We start from the raw sequence: 17,131 nt of genomic DNA on the forward strand, positions 1-17,131 counted from the left end.
GCGTGGCGCTGGTACTGCTGATCGCGCTGCCGTTGCTGGCCGCGGGGCTGACTTGGATGGTCGGCATGCATGCCGCGCGCCTGCTGGCACCGGTCATCATCGGCTTTCCGCTGGCCGCGCTAGCGCTGCTGCTGAGCCTGCGCGCCGAGGTCTTCGCGCAGCCGGGCCATGCACTGGGCTGGCGCGTGGCATGGCTGCCGGCGCTCGGGCTGGACCTGTCGCTGCGGCTCGATGGCCTGTCATTCCTGTTTGCGCTGCTGGTGCTCGGCGTGGGCCTGCTGGTGATCCTGTACGCGCGCTACTACCTGGCGCGCAATGAATCGGCGGTGCGTTTCTTCTGCCTGCTGCTGCTGTTCATGGCGGCCATGCTGGGGGTGGCGCTGGCGGGGAACCTGCTGTTGCTGGTGGTGTTCTGGGAACTGACCAGCATCCTGTCGTTCCTGCTGATCGGCTTCTGGTCCTGGCGCGCCGATGCGCGCCAGGGCGCACGCATGGCCCTGGCGGTTACGGGCGGGGGCGGACTGGCGCTGCTGGCCGGGGTGCTGCTGCTGGGCCATATCTGCGGCAGCTTCGAACTGTCCGAGGTGCTGGCCCAGGCCGGCAAGGTGCAGCAGCACCCGCTGTACGTGCCGATGCTGGTGCTAATCCTGCTGGCGGTCTTCACCAAGTCCGCGCAGTTCCCGTTCAGCTTCTGGCTGCCCCATGCCATGGCCGCGCCCACGCCGGTCTCGGCCTACCTGCACTCGGCCACCATGGTCAAGGCTGGCGTGTTCCTGCTGGCGCGGCTCTATCCGGTGCTGGATGGGACCAACAGCTGGTTCTACCTGGTCAGCATGACGGGGCTGGCCACGCTGATCGTGGGCGCGGGCATGGCGCTGCTGCAGCGCGACCTGAAAGGGCTGCTGGCCTATTCCACCATCAGCCACCTGGGGCTGATCACGCTGCTGTTCGGGCTCGACACCCAGCTCAGCACGGTGGCCGCCATCTTCCACATCATCAACCACGCGGTGTTCAAGGCGTCGCTGTTCATGGCCGCGGGCATCATCGACCATGAAACCGGCACGCGAGACCTGGACCGCCTGCACGGGCTGGCGCGCTATATGCCGCACACCGCGGTGCTGGCCATCGTGGCGTCGCTGTCGATGGCGGGCGTGCCGCTGTTCAACGGCTTCCTCAGCAAGGAAATGTTCTTTGGGGAAACCCTGGCGCAGGGGCTGCTGGGCGAGTTCAACTGGGTGATCCCGGCCGCGGCAACCATGGCCGGGGCGCTGACGATGGCCTATTCGCTGCGCTTTATCTACGGCGTGTTCTTCGGCAGGGCGCAGCCTGACGTGCCCAACTACCCGCCGCACGAGCCGCCGCGCTTCATGAAGGTGCCGGTGGAGTTCCTGGTGGTGATCTGCCTGGTGGTCGGGCTGGTGCCAGCCTATACCGTCGGCGACCTGCTCGCGGCGGCGTCGCTGGCAACACTGCGCGCACCGCTGCCGGAATACAGCCTGCACCTGTGGCACGGCGTGAACCTGCCGCTGTTGATGAGCCTGGTGTCGATGGCGGGCGGCGCGACCTTGTTCTTCCTGCGCCGCGACGCGCTGCGGCGCTGGCAGCAGGCCATCGAGCACCTGAGCGCGCGCCGGTCGTTCGAGCACGGCATGGCTGCCCTGGAGCGCGTTGCCAGGGCCATCACGCACTGGCTGGAAGACGGCTCGCTGCAGACCTATGTCGCCTGGATGCTGCTGGCGATGCTGGCCGTTCCGGCATATTTCCTGGCCGACCTGGAATCCCTGGCCGGCAGCGTGCCCGCCGGCGCCATCGATCCGATCGGCGCCGCCACGCTGGCACTGCTTGCGCTGTGCGCCATTGCCGTGGTGGTGGCGCACCGGCAGCGGCTGCTGGCGCTGGTGCTGCTGAGCGGCTGCGGGCTGATGGTGTCGCTGGCGTTCATGCGGTTCTCGGCGCCGGACCTGGCGCTGACGCAGATCTCGGTCGAGGTGGTGACGATCCTGCTGCTGGTGCTGGCGTTGTTCTACCTGCCGCGCGCAACCCATGATCGCCCCGGCCACGGCCGCCGTGCGCGCGATGCCGTGCTGGCGCTGGCCGGCGGCACGCTGCTGGCGGTGGCGGCCTATGCCGTGATGACGCGGCCCTATGACCCGGTGTCTGCCTTCTACGTCGACCATTCCGTGCCGGGCGGCGGCGGGCACAACGTGGTCAATGTGCTGCTGGTGGATTTCCGCGGCTTCGACACCATGGGCGAGATCTGCGTGCTGCTGATCGCCGGCCTGGCGGTGCAGGCATTGCTCAAAGGCATGCGGCTGCCAACGCCGTCGGCGGCGCCCGACGGGCTGCCGTGGACCAGCCAGGCGCATCCGCTGCTGCTGGCCATCCTGGCGCGGCTGATGCTGCCGCTGACGCTGCTGGTGGCGGTCTTTATCCTGCTGCGCGGGCACAACCAGCCGGGCGGGGGCTTTATCGCGGCGCTGATCACCTCGGTGGCGCTGCTGCTGCAGTATGTCGCCAACGGCGTGCGCTGGACCGAGGCGCGCATCGCGCCGGACTATCGCGCCATTGCCGGCGCCGGCATCCTGCTGGCGGGGCTGGCCGGCCTGGGCAGCCTGGCCTTCGGCTATCCGTTCCTGACCACCGCCTTCGGGCATTTCCACATCCCGGGCATCGGCGAGGTGGAACTGGCCACCGCCATGATCTTTGACCTGGGAGTCTTCTGCACCGTGACGGGAACCACGCTGGTGATCGTGTCGCACCTCGGCGTTCGCAACCTGCCTCCGGCCCAGGCCGCGGAGGACGACTGATGGCCGCGCTCTACGCCATTGCCATCGGCATCCTGACGGCCAGCGGCATCTACCTGCTGCTGCGCGAGCGCGTGTTTACCGTGGTGCTCGGGCTGACGCTGCTGTCCTATGCGGTCAGCCTGTTCCTGCTCGGCATGGGACGTCTGTCGATCGGCAGGCCCCCGGTAATCGCGCCCGGGGCCAGCTATGCCGATCCGCTGCCGCAGGCGCTGGTGCTGACGGCCATCGTGATCGCCTTCGGCATGACGGCCTTTGCGGTGGTGCTGGCGCTGCGCTCGCTGGGGCTCACCGGCAGCGACCATGTGGACGCCGCGGGCCGGCCCCAGGCACACCGTGACGACGCGGACAAGGTGGAGTCGCGGCCATGAACCACGCCGTGCTGCTGCCCATCCTGATCCCCATGTTCGCCGGCGCGCTGCTGACCGCAATGCCGGCCCAGCGGCTGCGCGCGCAGCGCATCGTCTGCGCGGTGGCCGCGTTGCTGCTGATACCGGTGGCGGTGCTGCTGCTGCGTCAGGCGGCTGCCGGCGACATCGCGGTCTATGCGATGGGCAACTGGAGCGCGCCGTTCGGCATCGTGCTGCAACTGGACCGCACCGGCGCGATGATGCTGGCCCTGACCGCCGTGCTGGCCATTGCCGCGCTGGCGGCGGCAGGCGAGGGCACCGCCCGGCAGGGGCGCCACTTCCACGCGCTGTTCCAGTTCCAGCTGATGGGCCTGAACGGGGCCTTCCTGGCCGGCGACCTGTTCAACCTCTTTGTCTTCTTCGAGATCCTGCTGATCGCGTCCTACGCGCTGCTGGTGCACGGGGCGGGGCGCGCGCGCATCGGCGCCGGGCTGCACTATGTGATCCTGAACCTGGTGGCGTCGTCGTTCTTCCTGGTGGCGATCGGCGTGCTGTACGGACTGTCCGGCACCCTGAACATGGCGCACCTCGGCCTGCGGCTTGCCGGCCTGCCAGCCCAGGACCTGCCGCTGGCGGTGGCGGCGGGCGTGATGCTGATGCTGGTGTTCGCGCTCAAGGCGGCACTGTTCCCGCTGTACTTCTGGCTGCCGCGCGCCTACGCCAGCGCCACCGGCCCGGTGGCGGCGCTGTTTGCCATCATGAGCAAGGTCGGCATCTACGCGATGCTGCGTTGTGATGCGCTGATCTTCGGCGGGCCGCAGGGCCTGCTGGGCCCGTTCCTGCATGACTGGGTGTTCGTGTTGGCGCTGGCCACGCTGGTGATCGGCGCGCTGGGCGCGCTGGCTGCCAGGGCCTTGCGCGCGATGACGGGCTATCTGGTGGTGGCGTCCGTCGGGCTGCTGGCGGCCTGCCTGGCGATGCAGACCCAGGCCGGCTGGGCCGCCGCGATGTACTACCTGCTCAGCACCACGCTGTGCACCGCGGCACTGTTCCTGCTGGCCGATGCGCTGGAGCCGGAACCGGCGCGCGAGGACGGCGCGCCGGTCAGCGCGTCGCGGCTGGCCGGGCTGCTGTACCTGGTGGGCGTGGTCGCGGCAGTGGGGCTGCCGCCGCTGTCGGGCTTCCTCGGCAAGGCCATGATCCTGCGCGCGACGCCGTCGCCGTGGATGCCGGTGCTGTGGCCCGCGGTGCTGGTGTCGAGCCTGCTGTTGCTGATCGCCGTGTCCCGTACCGGCACGCGGGTGTTATGGCGCCTGCCGCATGACGCCGGGCGCGTGCCGGAAGGCGATGAATACCTGGACGAAGACCATCCCGGCGCGGCGCGCCTGCGGGTGCGCCCGGACGCGCGCAAGCTGGCCTGCTGCGCGCTGCTGCTGGCGGGCAACGTCGCGCTGACGGTGTGCGCGCGGCCGGTCAGCGATTATGTGGCGGACGCCGCCGCGCAACTGCTGGACCGTGCCGCCTACCTGCGCGCGGTGCTGCCCGGGGAGCAGGGTAAGCCATGATGCGCCGCTTGCTGCCCCATCCCTGGCTGAGCCTGATCCTGATGATCTTGTGGCTGATGCTGACCCACAGCGTGGCACCGGGACACTGGCTGCTGGGCGCCGCGCTGGGCTGGGCCATCGGCCGGCTGGCCGACCGCTGGCTGGTGCTGGGCGCGTTCCGCCTGTCGCGGCCCGACCTGATCCTGCGGCTCAGCTTCCATGTGCTGATCGATATCGTGAAGGCCAACCTGGAAGTGGCCGTTATGGTGCTGGGCCCGACCGCGCGCCTGCGCCCCGCCTTTATCGTGGTGCCGCTCGATGTCGAGCACGAACTCGCCACCACCGCGCTGATCAGCATCGTCTCGCTCAGTCCGGGCACACTGTGCGCCGAACTGAGCGACGACCGCCGTGCCTTGCTGGTGCATGTGCTGGACCTCGAAGAAGAGGCCGCGCTGGTCGCGCTGATCAAGTCGCGCTATGAAACCCCGCTCAAGGAGATATTCCAATGCTTGCCATCGTGATCCCGGTCTGCCTGGTGATCCTGGGCCTGGCCTTCCTGCTGACCCTGGCGCGGTTGCTGCGCGGGCCCAGCCTGCCCGACCGCATCGTGGCGCTGGATACGCTGAATATCAACGCCATCGCGCTGATCGTCGTGCTTGGCATCAGCCTGGATTCGGCACTGTTCTTCGAAGCCGCGCTGCTGATCGCGGTGATGGGCTTCGTCGGCACGGTGGCGCTGTCCAAGTACCTGCAGCGCGGCGACATTATCGAGTACTAGGAGCGGAGAGCCATGCCGCATCCTGTTGCGGAAATCATCGTATGCGCGCTGCTGCTGCTGGGCAGCGTGTTCATGCTGGTCGGGGCGATCGGGCTGTTCCGCTTGCCGGACTTTTTCATGCGCCTGCACGGGCCGACCAAGTCGACCACGCTGGGCGTGGGCGGGGTGGTGCTGGCCTCGGTGGCGTATTTCAGCTTCCGGGGCGATGCCAGCCTGCATGAACTGCTGGTGAGCGCCTTCCTGTTCCTGACCGCGCCGATCAGCGCCCACATGCTGGCCAAGGCCGCGCTGCAGCGCCAGCTGCCGGTGGACCCGCGCACGCGCGGCAGCGGCTGGATGCCGCGCATCAAGGACTAGGGCCGCGACGCGCCAAAGCCGATCATAGCCGCCTCACGGGCATAGGGCGCGGTTTACATTCATCGCGATGTGTCCTACACCCAATCAGGCGCTCCCGGCAATACTGCGGCCGGGGCAAGGGGGGTAGTGACCATGGGCATGCAACAACAGGACAAAGTCTTCGCGGGTGCGATTCCCGAAGTCTACGAGACTTTGATGGTGCCGATGATTTTTGCGCCATACGCCGCCGACATGGCCAGGCGCATCGTCACGCTGCGGCCGCGCCGGGTGCTGGAACTGGCCGCCGGCACCGGCGTGCTGACCCGGGAAATCGCCGCACGGCTGCCGGCGGACACCCTGATTGTTGCCACCGACCTCAATGCGCCGATGCTGGCGCGGGCCCAGGCAGCGGGCACTGCGCGCCCGGTGCAATGGCGCGAGGCTGATGCCATGGCGCTGCCGTTCCCCGATGCCAGTTTCGACATGGTGGCGTGCCAGTTCGGCGCGATGTTCTTCCCGGACAAGGGCAGGGCATTTGCCGAAGCCCGCCGCGTGCTGGTGCCGGGCGGCACACTGATCTTCAACGTCTGGGACCGGATCGAATTCAATGCCTTTGCCCGCGATGTCACGGGGGCGCTGGCCGCGCTGTTTCCCGACGAGCCGCCCGATTTCATGATCCGCATCCCGCACGGGTACCACAGCCAGGCGGCAATCGAGCAAGACCTGCTGCAGGGCGGATTCACGACCGGCGCAGTCTTTGAAACTGTCACCGAAACCAGCCACGCGGCCTCCGCGCGCATCCCCGCAACGGCGTACTGCCAGGGCACGCCGCTGCGCGCCGACCTGGAGGGGCGTGGGCCGGACGCGCTGTCGCGCGCGACCGACCACTGCGAGCAGGCGTTGGTCCAGGCCTACGGCGCCGGGCCACTGGCAGGGCCCATGCAGGCGCACGTGGTGACGGTGGCGGCGCCCACCAGCTGAAGTGCCGGAGCGCCTTTCGAAGGCCAGACCCCGAGGCGTGCACAAATCACCGCCTGCAGCGATACTGCGGCCAGGCGCATCACGACCACAGGATCCTCGGGCACCGGTTATGGACTCCCTGATCATTTCGGCATCGGTTGCATTGGGCATCGGACTGGCGATCGGGCTGGAACGCGAGCGCAGCCAAGCCGCTGACGGCAGCGGCGAAGCCCCGGCCGGGTTGCGCACCTTTGCCCTGGTCAGCCTGTCGGGCGCAGCCAGCGCCATGCTCTCGCCCGGCCTGGTGCTGCCGGCGATGCTGCTGGGCGCGGCCCTGCTGACGGCGGTGAGCTACCACCGCTCGGCCGGCCATGACAGTGGCCTCACGACGGAATTCGCATTGCTTTTGACCCTGCTGCTGGGCGCGCTGGCGGTGAGCCACCCGGAACTGGCTGCGGCGCTCGCCACGGTCGTGGTGCTGCTGCTCCATGGCAAGCCCATCCTGCACCATATCGCCCGCCGCGTGGTCACCCGCGAGGAAATGAGCGAGGCGCTGATCCTCGCCACCGCAGCGCTGATCGTCTGGCCGCTGCTGCCGGATCGCTACATGGGCCCGCTCGACGCCTGGAACCCGCATGCCATCTGGCTGGTGGTGCTGCTGGTGCTGCTGGCCGGCGCGGTCGGGCATATCTGTGCGCGCCTGTTCGGCGACCGTCTGGGTCTGCCGATCTCAGGCCTGTTTGGCGGCTTCGTTTCCAGCACGGCCACCATTGCCGCAATGGCCGTGCTGTCACGCAAGAGCGTGGAGCGCATTCACGGCCCGGTGGCTGCCGCCTTGCTATCCAGCGTCGCCACCTATGTGCAAATGCTGCTGTTGCTGGGCGCCACCAGCCTGTCCGCGCTGGCGGCACTGGCTCTGCCGCTGGCAGCGGGGCTGGCCGTCATTGCTGTGTCTGGCGGCATCTGGCTCTGGCGTTCCTGGCATGAGGCGCGCGGCGGCTCAGAGGGCCTGCCCGGCGGCCGGACCTTCGACTGGCGCGGGGCGGCAGCGTTTGCAGTGCTGTTTGCCGTGCTGCAGCTGCTGGGCGCTGCCACGCAGGCGTGGGCTGGCAACGAAGGGCTGCTGGCACTGGCCATCGGCGCCGGATTCGCCGATGCGCACGCCGCGGCGACCTCGATCGGCTCCATGGTGGGCGCGGGCAAAATCGGGCCGCCCGCCGCGGTGTGGCCGGTGCTGGGGGCATTGACCGCCAACACCGTCAGCAAGATCGTTGCATCGGCAGCGGGCGGTGCGCGCTTTGCGCTGCCGGTGGCGATCGGGCTGGTCTTGTCGACCGGCGCAACCTGGGCAGCGGCGTGGCTGCAGCGGCTGGCTTGAGGCCGGCCAGCGTCGGTGCTGTGCGCAGGATTTAACCTTCTCAAGGAGTCTACACTTTCAATTCACGCGCCAGCGCCCATCAAGCCCGACCATAACCCACCATGGCGTGATTGGCCGCGATTCGTGCTCGCGCGAATTCGGGTAATGAAAAGGAAGGGACCTTCCCTTCGCTGGTTGATAGCGGGGGCCAGCGGGCTGCCGCGATGTACGTTCTGATCGGGACGCGCAAGCTCCATGGGAGGTCGCCAGGAAGCAGTCACGGCAGTTCGGACTGCGAATGTCCAAGGCGTGATTGCGAGTTGGCGACAGATGGATCGACTACCTGTCACATCGCGTCCCGGCTAATGCATATCACACCTGTCCGCGGTTGCGCGAAGCCACGGCAATGGTGGTCGGTGACTCGGCGAGGGGCACAAAGCGTCGTGTCGCGCCATCGAGCGCATCGATGCTACCCGTCTCAATATCGTAGACCCAGCCGTGCAGGTTCATGCGCCCCTGTTCGAGCGCAAGTGCCACTGACGGGTGTGTGCGTAGGTTAGCCAGTTGCGCGATCACGTTCTCACGCACGAGGCCATCGAGCTTGGCGCGCGGTGTATCGAATTGATGCGCCGCATTGATCGCTTTCGCAGCATCCGAATGGCGCAACCAGTTCGCGACCGCGGGAAGATGATCAAGGCACGTGCAACGGGAAATCGCGCCCATCGCGCCACAGTCCGAGTGCCCGCAGATCACGATGTCCTGCACGCCCAGGACCGCGACCGCGTATTCGACGGTGGCCGATACGCCGCCAGGTTCTGGACCGTAAGATGGCACAATGTTCCCCGCGTTGCGGATCACAAACAGTTCGCCCGGCTCGCGCTGGGTGAGAAGTTCGGGCACGACGCGGCTGTCCGAGCAGGTGACGAACAGCGCCTTGGGATTTTGCGTCGTTGCGAGCTGCTTGAAAAGCTCGACACGTTGCGGATAGACCTCGCGCTGAAAGCGCAGAAAGCCGTCGATAATGTCACGCATGGCGTCCTCCAGATTCGATACCGGATGCTGGCAGGACCGTTCGATACGCCGGCCTGCCGATTCGGCCACGATTATCGCCGATGTCAGGCGCCGGGGGTGTGGGGTCAGAAACGCTCTGGCTGAAAATGCGCTTCGCTGTGTCAGCCTCGGACGCAGAAGCTTCCCATTCGTCGGTGTCGACCGGGGATGAGCGAGCTGCCGCAAAGTACGGCCTGATCTCGAAGGGCACGCTTAACGGGATCAACCCGCGTGACTATCTTGAATACGTTCCGCCCCATCTTGCTGACCCTCGCATAAACCGAATCGACAAACTGTTGCCGTGGAACGCAGCACCGAAGCTACCGGCCGCGGCGCCCGCCTGGATCACCTTCATGCGGTCAACCTCGCGCATGCTCATGGTCACCAATCCCTGTTCGTGCATGGATGCCTCCCATAGCGCCCGACGAAACTCGGAGCGTACGGGGAGTCAGCCTCAGGTGACATCTCTAATCATCGCAAAGGTGACATTACTAATAACGGCTAACACCGTTTTGTCCAGCCGGTTTTGACTTGTCGGGGTGCCAGCTAAATTCAAATGTCGGTGCGGGCGTGCTTTTTGTGCGGGGTTGGCGTCTTTTGCGGGGTTCCCGTACGGCGGTGGTGCTGGCCTGACACGATTGAGTTCGGCTCAGGGTGAAGCTGTCATGTCAGCAGGGCGGATTTGAGTTCCCAGGAGCAAAGTGAAATCAGCTCTCGGTGCCGTTAAGCGGCCATGGCTGCTGCTGTAAGCGTTTTAGGGGTCGCTTCAGAAAACGGAAAATTTTGCACTCTAAGCGATCGCTAGCCCCCCGCCGGGCGCCAACTACCGGGCGACGAACCTGACCCATAGAATTTGGAGATAGTGTCCCGGCGGAGACCCCGGACGGTCCGCGGCCACATTCTACGACTCAGCCAATTCTGCTCAACGAGAGGCAAGCCGGCGCCGCCGTGTAGAGCATAAACTAAAAAGTGTCGCTAGGAGCACATTGCGCTGCCAGCTAGTTGATCTGTGTCCGCGGACCGCGACCTGCGTGAGACGTGCCGAGCCGGCCACTGTTATCCGGCGAGCCACGCCACAAGGCAGGGCCCCAGTCGAACTGTGCGTCTCTGCTGGGCAGGCGGCGACAAATACGCTCCATGCGGCACATAGATGTGGCGCCGTGTAACGGAAGCAACCCCGGTGATGCAATGTAAGCGTATCTGCCCAACCGTGACCGGGGGCAGCACGAATCGGCCGATGTCCTTTCGCGGAACGGCGCAAGCTGGACCCCTTGAAATTTGGCTGCGCAATTACTATTTTATTTTCGCTCAGGCAGTCGCGACCATTGCGCGCTGCGTGTTTCTGTTTGTTTGCCAGCGGCTTGGCAGGTGGATGGGAGCGCGTATGCCCCTTCGCCTCCTTGCTGCATCGAAGGAGGATACGACCATGAGCGATCTTTTCTTTGGAACTGACCTCTTCAGCGAACTCGACCGCATGCAAAGGCAGATGGCGAGTTTGTTCGGCGGCTTCCCATCCAGCCTCCGCTCCGGCCGCTTCGGGGCATTTCCCCCGGTCAATATCGGTGCCACGGACGATTCCATCGAGATCGTCGCGTTCGCCCCCGGGCTCAAGCCAGACCAGTTCGAGGTGTCGATCGACAAGGGCCTGCTGACCATCAGCGGCGAGCGCGAAGCGGCGCAAGCTGCGGACGATCCCGAGGTCCGGCTGTATGCGCAAGAGCGATTCACCGGCACGTTCCGGCGTGTGGTCGAATTGCCGCAAAGCGCCGATCCCGACAAGGTCCAGGCGCGCTATGCCAACGGCTGCTTGTCTATTAGTGTGGGCAAGCGGGAAGCCTCGAAGCCTCGGGCGATCACGGTCCAATAGCGCGAGGAGAATGCCATGAACGAGACTACCCAAATGGTTGAACGCGACCAGAATGCCGTGACAAAAGGTCAGGAGGACAGGTCGACCCCGACCATGACCCTGCTCCCCGCGGTCGACATCGTCGAGGACAGCAACGGCGTCACCCTCTGGGCCGACCTTCCGGGTGTGACCAAGGACAAGCTCGAGGTGAATGTCCACGACGGCAACCTCCATATTGAGGCGGAAGCGGTCGTGCCCACCCCCCAAGGGCTGCGGGTGCAACACGCGGAAATTCGCCAGCCGCACTTCGCCCGCGCTTTCTCGTTGAGTGCGGACCTTGACGCGTCAAAGATCGAGGCGAACCTGCAGGACGGCGTGCTCAAGCTGACGATCCCGCGTCGCGACGAAGCGCGTCCGCGTCGCATTGCAGTCAACGTGGCGTGAGTTGCCGTCGCCGGGTTACCGGTGGCGTCTGCAAGGGCGCCACCGCAGTACCCGCGGAAATGGGCTGGACATACGTCGGTGAGGACAAGATGAAAACAGACCTGGGCAAATGGAACCCATTCAAGTTCCTACGCAAATCGACAGAGGATAGGCAGCCGACGGGCGAGTCGTCGAATGTTCCCGCGCCAAGGCACTGGACACCGGACTGGCCCGACGTTTCACGGCTGTTTTCCAGCGATCCCCTGCGTGCGATGGGCGAGTTTCTGCATGAACCCTTCGCGGGCTTTGGCGGCTTGGATCGATGGTTCGGTGACTTCAGTTCGTCGCGCTTCCAACCTCGCATCGATGTAGTCGATGATGGCACGGCGCTGAGGATCACGGCGGAGCTGCCCGGCATGGATCGCGAGGACCTGCAGACCACCATCGAAGATGGCGCCCTGGTATTGCGAGGTGAGAAGAAGCAGGACATTCGGAGCGAGGAAAACGGCTGCTACCGCCTGGAGCGGGCATACGGCGCCTTCATGCGCAGTATCCCGCTGCCCGATGGCATCGACCTCGATCACATCGATGCGAAGTTCGACAGAGGCGTATTGACGCTGCGTCTACCCAAGACCGGCTCGTCGCAATCTGCGGTGAAGAAGATCGAGGTGAAGTGAGCGAAAGATGGCGAGCTGCGTCAAGGGAATACACTCGCGTGAGTCTGCTGCGCTCAGCTGGGAGATTCCAGCTGGCCGTGCAAGGTAGCGCCTCCGAGGCCCTTTCTGGCATAGGCGGCGCTCGGAACGCGCGGTGCTGGCTTGCAACTGCAGCGAATCCACGTGCCACGCTAAGGTCTTGAAATCGCCGGACTGGCCTCTATTTTCACGGCAAACACTTCCCGAGATGGAGACTTCGATGGAATTCGATTCTGAGTGGGTGACGCTAGGCAGGCATCGGGTGCGGCTCAAGTGCACGCGCGGCTTTCCTACCGAGCGGACGCGGCGCGTAGCGGAGTTGGTCACAGTCGCGATCGATAACAACCTCAGCGCGCGGGCCCGTTTGGTCGACGTCACAGCGCAAGGCGATGCTTACGTGATCAGCATCGGCACGACGTTCGACAAGGACAGAGTGGCGGCCCCCCACCTGGAGGTGGCGCTGGCCACGATGTTCGGCTTGTCGCCCGAGCAGGTCACGATTGACGTTGTCGTCGTCAGTCAGGCAGAGGTGGATGTGCATTTTGGCGTATATGAGCGGATGCTGGCAGAGAAGCTCGGCACCGTGCCGGCCATTCAGTGAAGCGCCAGGATCGGTTCCTGGCCAATAATGCTAGCGGCTTGAATCCAGACGCCGGCGTTGACACGTGAATGCCCTGAACGGCGGCCCGGACACGACCCGATCGGCCGGACAAGCTCATGATCACAGTGATCGGACGAGGAGCAAGGCTATGAACATCCGTCCACTACACGATCGCGTCATCGTCAAACGCTTGGACGCAGAACACAAGACGGCCAGCGGTATTGTCATCCCCGATACCGCCGCCGAAAAGCCGGACCAGGGCGAAGTCCTGGCTGTCGGCCCCGGCAAGCGCCTGGGCGATGGCCATGTCAGCGCGCCGAGCGTGAAGATTGGCGAGCGCGTGCTATTTGGCAAGTATGCGGGCACCACCGTCAAGCTTGAAGGCGAGGAGGTGCTGGTGATGCGTGACGAGGACATACTGTGCGTCGTTGAATAGAGGAAGGAACCGAAAACTAGCGTCTCGCGAGGAGTCTCATCATGGCAGCCAAGGAGATCCAATTTCAGGAGTCCGCGCGCCGCCGCATCGTGGCGGGAGTCAACCTGCTGGCCAACGCGGTCAAGGTCACGCTCGGCCCCAAGGGGCGCAATGTGGTCCTCGAGCGATCGTTCGGGCCGCCGCTGATCACCAAGGATGGGGTATCGGTCGCCAAGAAGATCGAGCTGCGCGACACGTTCGAGAACATGGGGGCCCAGTTGGTCAAGCAGGTTGCGGCCAAGACATCCGACGTGGCCGGTGACGGCACCACGACCGCCACCGTGCTGGCCCAGGCGATGGTTCAGGAGGGCATGAAGGACGTGGTGGCGGGTCTGAATCCGATCGATCTGAAGCGCGGCATGGACCTGGCCGTGAGCGCGGTCGTCGAGGCGCTGCGCAAGCTGAGCCGGCCCTGCACTACGAGCAAGGAGATCGGCCAGATCGGCGCGATCTCCGCCAACGCTGATGAGGCGATCGGCAAGATCATCGCTGACGCGATGGCCAAGGTCGGCAAGGACGGGGCCATCACGATTGAAGACGGCAAGTCGCTGGAGAGCGAGCTGGAGGTGGTCGAAGGCATGCAGTTCGATCGCGGTTATCTGGCCTCTTACTTTATCAACCAGCCCGAGAAGCAATCCGTCTTGCTCGAAGAGCCGTATATCCTGCTGCATGACAAGAAGATATCGGCGATTCGCGATCTGCTGCCGGTGCTCGAGGCCGTGGCCAAGACCGGCAAGCCGTTGCTCGTCGTGGCCGAAGACGTGGAAGGCGAGGCACTTGCGACCCTGGTCGTCAACTCGCTGCGCGGCACCTTCAAGGCCGCCGCGGTGAAGGCACCGGGCTTCGGCGACCGGCGCAAGGCCATGCTGGAAGACATTGCCATCCTGACCGGTGGCACGCTGATCGAGGAACAGACGGGCAAGCAGCTCAAGAATGTCGTGCTGGAGGATCTGGGGCATGCCAAACGCGTCGAAATTGAGAAGGAGAACACGACCCTCGTCGGCGGCGCGGGCGAACCCGCAGCAATCGAGGCCCGCATCAAGGCCATACGGCGGCAGATCGACGAGGCCACCAGCGACTATGACAAGGAGAAGTTGCAGGAGCGGGTCGCCAAGTTGGCCGGTGGCGTAGCGGTGATCCGGGTTGGCGCGGCCACTGAGGTGGAAATGAAGGAGAAGAAGGCGCGCGTCGAAGACGCTCTGCACGCCACGCGGGCCGCGATCGAGGAAGGTATCGTTGCGGGCGGCGGCGTCGCGCTGCTGCGCGCCCGCGCCCAGCTTGCGCCGCTCCAGGGCGCCAACGCCGATCAGGAAGCCGGCATCCGAATCGTGCTGCGTGCCCTGGAGGAGCCGCTGCGGCAGATCGCCGCCAATGCCGGCGAGGAAGCGTCGGTGGTGCTTAGCCGGGTACTCGGACATGACGGCAACTTCGGCTGGAATGCGGCCACCGGTGAATACGGCGACCTGTTCGAGATGGGCGTGATTGACCCAACCAAGGTGACCCGTACCGCACTACAGAACGCGGCATCAGTCGCCGGACTGATTCTGACCACGGACGCGACCGTGGCAGAGATGCCAAAAGACCACGGCAAAGCCGCTGCGGTGTCATCGGAGCTGGAGTATTGACGAGACACGCAAGGCGTGCGGCGAGTCCCATACGGCTGTGGATTTACAGGGAGTCTCCTACCAGGAAGCGCCAGGCGCTTGGACATCATGAGCAAGATCATCGGGATTGACCTCGGCACCACGAATTCGTGTGTGGCGCTGATGGAAGGCAACCAGGTCAAAGTGATTGAGAACTCCGAAGGCTCGCGCACGACCCCTTCGATCGTCGCCTATGTGAACGACAGCGAAATCCTCGTCGGCGCACCCGCCAAGCGGCAGGCCGTCACGAATCCAAAGAACACGCTGTTTGCCGTCAAGCGGTTGATCGGCCGCCGCTACGAGGAAAAGGAAGTGCAGAAGGACATTGGCCTGATGCCCTTCACGATCTTGAAGGCCGACAACGGCGACGCATGGGTCGAAGCGCAAGGCCAGAAGCTCGCCCCGCCGCAGGTCTCGGCTGAGGTGCTGCGCAAGATGAAGAAAACCGCCGAAGACTATCTCGGCGAGCCCGTCACCGAAGCCGTGATCACGGTGCCCGCCTACTTCAACGACAGCCAGCGACAGGCGACGAAGGATGCCGGGCGCATCGCCGGCCTCGACGTCAAGCGGATCATCAACGAGCCGACCGCGGCGGCGCTCGCGTTCGGGCTGGACAAGAGGGAAAGCCGCGACCGCAAGATCGCCGTGTTTGACCTCGGCGGCGGCACCTTCGACATTTCCATCATCGAGATCGCTGACGTGCAAGGCGAGAAGCAGTTCGAAGTGCTGTCGACGAACGGTGATACCTTCCTGGGGGGCGAAGACTTCGACCAGCGCATCATCGACTACCTCATCGGCGAGTTCAAGAAAGACCAAGGGGTCGACTTGTCGAAGGACGTGCTGGCGTTGCAACGCCTGAAGGAAGCCGCGGAGAAGGCCAAGATCGAGCTCTCGTCGAGCCAGCAGACGGAAATCAGCCTGCCGTACATCACGGCCGACGCCAGCGGGCCGCGGCATTTGAACCTGAAGCTCACACGTGCCAAACTCGAAGCTCTGGTCGAAGACCTGATCGAGCGCACGATGGAGCCGTGCCGCATCGCAATCAAGGATGCCGGTATCGCGGTCGAAAAGATCGACGACGTGATTCTGGTGGGCGGCATGACCCGCATGCCCAGAGTGCAGGAGAAGGTCAGAGCGTTCTTCGGCCGCGAGCCGCGCAAGGACGTCAACCCCGACGAGGCGGTGGCAGTGGGTGCGGCGATCCAGGGTGCGGTACTAACCGGTGAGCGCAAGGATGTGTTGTTGCTCGACGTGACCCCCCTGTCGCTCGGGATCGAGACCCTGGGCGGCGTGATGAGCAAGATGATCACCAAGAATACCACCATCCCGACCAAGTTTTCTCAGGTCTTCTCTACGGCCGACGACAACCAGGCGGCGGTAACCATCAAGGTGTACCAAGGCGAACGCGAGATCGTTACGGGCAACAAGATGCTGGCCGAGTTCAACCTGGAGGGCATTGCACCGGCGCCGCGCGGCATGCCGCAGATCGAGGTGACGTTCGACATCGACGCCAACGGCATCCTGCACGTGTCGGCGAAGGACAAGGCTACGGGCAAGGAGAACCGGATCACCATCAAAGCCAACTCCGGCCTGTCTGAAGGCGAGATCCAGCACATGGTGAAGGACGCCGAGGCTCATGCTGACGAAGACCGTCGACAGCGGGAGTTGGTCGATGCGCGCAACCACGGCGACGCGCTGGCACACAGTTCGCGCAAGGCTCTGACCGAATACGGCGAGAAGCTGGACGCGGACGAGAAGGAGAAGATCGAATCCGCAATCAGGGACCTTGAGGCGGCACTGAAGACCTCCGACAAGGCCGAGATCGACGCCAAGGCGCAGGCCCTGGCCACGGCCTCGCTGAAACTCGGCGAAAAGGTCTATGCGGACGTTCAGGCTCAGCCGGACACTGGCTCCGGTCGCGCCGCGGACGCGAAAGAGGCGAGCGCCGAGAAGAAAGGCGAGGACGTGGAGGATGTTGAGTTCAAAGAAGCGGGCGCCAAGCAGTAAATTAGCCGACGTCCGTCAAACTTTTGGGTGCGTTCAAGAAACGGTTTTTTTGTACGTTAGCGGCCTCTGTCGGTGTTTCTTGTAATGATTTCGCGGCCGGCATATACGGCCAAGAACACGCTTATGTGGCCGCGACAGCCAGGGGCTTGTCAAACCGGCTAGCAACGACTGACGCCTTCGCAGAGAACCGAAGACCAACCCCTACGGCTGTCATAACGTACCGAAAATATACCGGTCCTGCTTTCTGCAACTGCCATCTGCG

General features: G+C 64.9%; 16 protein-coding genes and 1 pseudogene. 16 read left to right on the forward strand and 1 reads right to left on the reverse strand.

What is annotated here, in order from left to right:
* Positions 1-2: 2 nt before the first annotated feature.
* From ACREYQ_RS07890 to ACREYQ_RS07925, 8 genes are all read left to right on the forward strand, one after another.
* Complete coding sequence (locus tag ACREYQ_RS07890) at positions 3-2,807, forward strand: monovalent cation/H+ antiporter subunit A (protein WP_432260181.1); 2,805 nt, start codon at positions 3-5, stop codon at positions 2,805-2,807.
* Entirely contained in the window at positions 2,807-3,175 is a 369-nt protein-coding gene (locus ACREYQ_RS07895) for a Na+/H+ antiporter subunit C (protein ID WP_432260182.1), read from the forward strand. The genes ACREYQ_RS07890 and ACREYQ_RS07895 overlap by 1 nt, the downstream gene beginning before the upstream one ends.
* Complete coding sequence (locus ACREYQ_RS07900) at positions 3,172-4,719, forward strand: monovalent cation/H+ antiporter subunit D (RefSeq protein ID WP_432260183.1); 1,548 nt, start codon at positions 3,172-3,174, stop codon at positions 4,717-4,719. Before ACREYQ_RS07895 ends, ACREYQ_RS07900 begins: the two co-directional genes overlap by 4 nt.
* The gene (locus ACREYQ_RS07905) at positions 4,716-5,219 is read left to right on the forward strand and encodes a Na+/H+ antiporter subunit E (RefSeq protein ID WP_432260184.1); all 504 of its coding nucleotides are present in this window, start codon (positions 4,716-4,718) and stop codon (positions 5,217-5,219) included. The genes ACREYQ_RS07900 and ACREYQ_RS07905 overlap by 4 nt, the downstream gene beginning before the upstream one ends.
* The gene (locus ACREYQ_RS07910; protein ID WP_013956829.1) at positions 5,204-5,476 is read left to right on the forward strand and encodes a K+/H+ antiporter subunit F; all 273 of its coding nucleotides are present in this window, start codon (positions 5,204-5,206) and stop codon (positions 5,474-5,476) included. Before ACREYQ_RS07905 ends, ACREYQ_RS07910 begins: the two co-directional genes overlap by 16 nt.
* Positions 5,477-5,488: 12 nt before the next feature.
* The gene (locus ACREYQ_RS07915; RefSeq protein WP_432260185.1) at positions 5,489-5,833 is read left to right on the forward strand and encodes a Na+/H+ antiporter subunit G; all 345 of its coding nucleotides are present in this window, start codon (positions 5,489-5,491) and stop codon (positions 5,831-5,833) included.
* Between the two features lie 132 nt (positions 5,834-5,965).
* Positions 5,966-6,793 carry a class I SAM-dependent methyltransferase gene (locus tag ACREYQ_RS07920; RefSeq protein ID WP_432260186.1) on the forward strand — a complete coding sequence of 276 codons (828 nt, stop codon included), beginning with the start codon at positions 5,966-5,968 and terminating at the stop codon, positions 6,791-6,793.
* Positions 6,794-6,902: 109 nt separating this feature from the next.
* On the forward strand, positions 6,903-8,150 hold the full coding sequence (locus ACREYQ_RS07925; protein ID WP_432260187.1) for an MgtC/SapB family protein: 1,248 nt from the start codon (positions 6,903-6,905) through the stop codon (positions 8,148-8,150).
* Positions 8,151-8,501: 351 nt separating this feature from the next.
* Here ACREYQ_RS07925 and ACREYQ_RS07930 read toward each other — a convergent pair whose 3' ends face one another.
* Positions 8,502-9,161: a carbonic anhydrase gene (locus ACREYQ_RS07930; protein ID WP_432260188.1), complete on the reverse strand. Its 660-nt coding sequence runs from the start codon at positions 9,159-9,161 to the stop codon at positions 8,502-8,504.
* A 103-nt stretch (positions 9,162-9,264) separates the two neighbouring features.
* Here ACREYQ_RS07930 and ACREYQ_RS07935 point away from each other — a divergent pair.
* From ACREYQ_RS07935 to dnaK, 8 genes and pseudogenes are all read left to right on the forward strand, one after another.
* Positions 9,265-9,514, forward strand: a pseudogene (locus tag ACREYQ_RS07935) (IS66 family transposase); the annotation flags it as partial.
* Between the two features lie 1,091 nt (positions 9,515-10,605).
* On the forward strand, positions 10,606-11,046 hold the full coding sequence (locus ACREYQ_RS07940; RefSeq protein WP_432260189.1) for an Hsp20/alpha crystallin family protein: 441 nt from the start codon (positions 10,606-10,608) through the stop codon (positions 11,044-11,046).
* Between the two features lie 15 nt (positions 11,047-11,061).
* Positions 11,062-11,469, forward strand: a complete 408-nt coding sequence (locus ACREYQ_RS07945; RefSeq protein WP_078196397.1) for an Hsp20/alpha crystallin family protein — start codon at positions 11,062-11,064, stop codon at positions 11,467-11,469.
* 89 nt (positions 11,470-11,558) lie between these two features.
* On the forward strand, positions 11,559-12,125 hold the full coding sequence (locus ACREYQ_RS07950; protein WP_432260190.1) for an Hsp20/alpha crystallin family protein: 567 nt from the start codon (positions 11,559-11,561) through the stop codon (positions 12,123-12,125).
* 238 nt (positions 12,126-12,363) lie between these two features.
* Complete coding sequence (locus ACREYQ_RS07955; protein WP_116322964.1) at positions 12,364-12,744, forward strand: hypothetical protein; 381 nt, start codon at positions 12,364-12,366, stop codon at positions 12,742-12,744.
* Between the two features lie 148 nt (positions 12,745-12,892).
* Positions 12,893-13,180 (forward strand): co-chaperone GroES, encoded by a 288-nt coding sequence (locus tag ACREYQ_RS07960; protein ID WP_022540319.1) that lies wholly within the window; start codon positions 12,893-12,895, stop codon positions 13,178-13,180.
* A gap of 41 nt (positions 13,181-13,221) precedes the next feature.
* Positions 13,222-14,844, forward strand: coding sequence for a chaperonin GroEL (groL, locus tag ACREYQ_RS07965; RefSeq protein WP_432260191.1), 1,623 nt, complete (start codon positions 13,222-13,224; stop codon positions 14,842-14,844).
* 87 nt (positions 14,845-14,931) lie between these two features.
* Positions 14,932-16,869: a molecular chaperone DnaK gene (dnaK, locus tag ACREYQ_RS07970; RefSeq protein ID WP_432260192.1), complete on the forward strand. Its 1,938-nt coding sequence runs from the start codon at positions 14,932-14,934 to the stop codon at positions 16,867-16,869.
* Positions 16,870-17,131 lie beyond the last annotated feature (262 nt).

The sequence above is a fragment of the Cupriavidus sp. TMH.W2 genome, assembly GCF_050847365.1.
In the GTDB taxonomy this organism is placed as follows: Bacteria; Pseudomonadota; Gammaproteobacteria; order Burkholderiales; family Burkholderiaceae; genus Cupriavidus.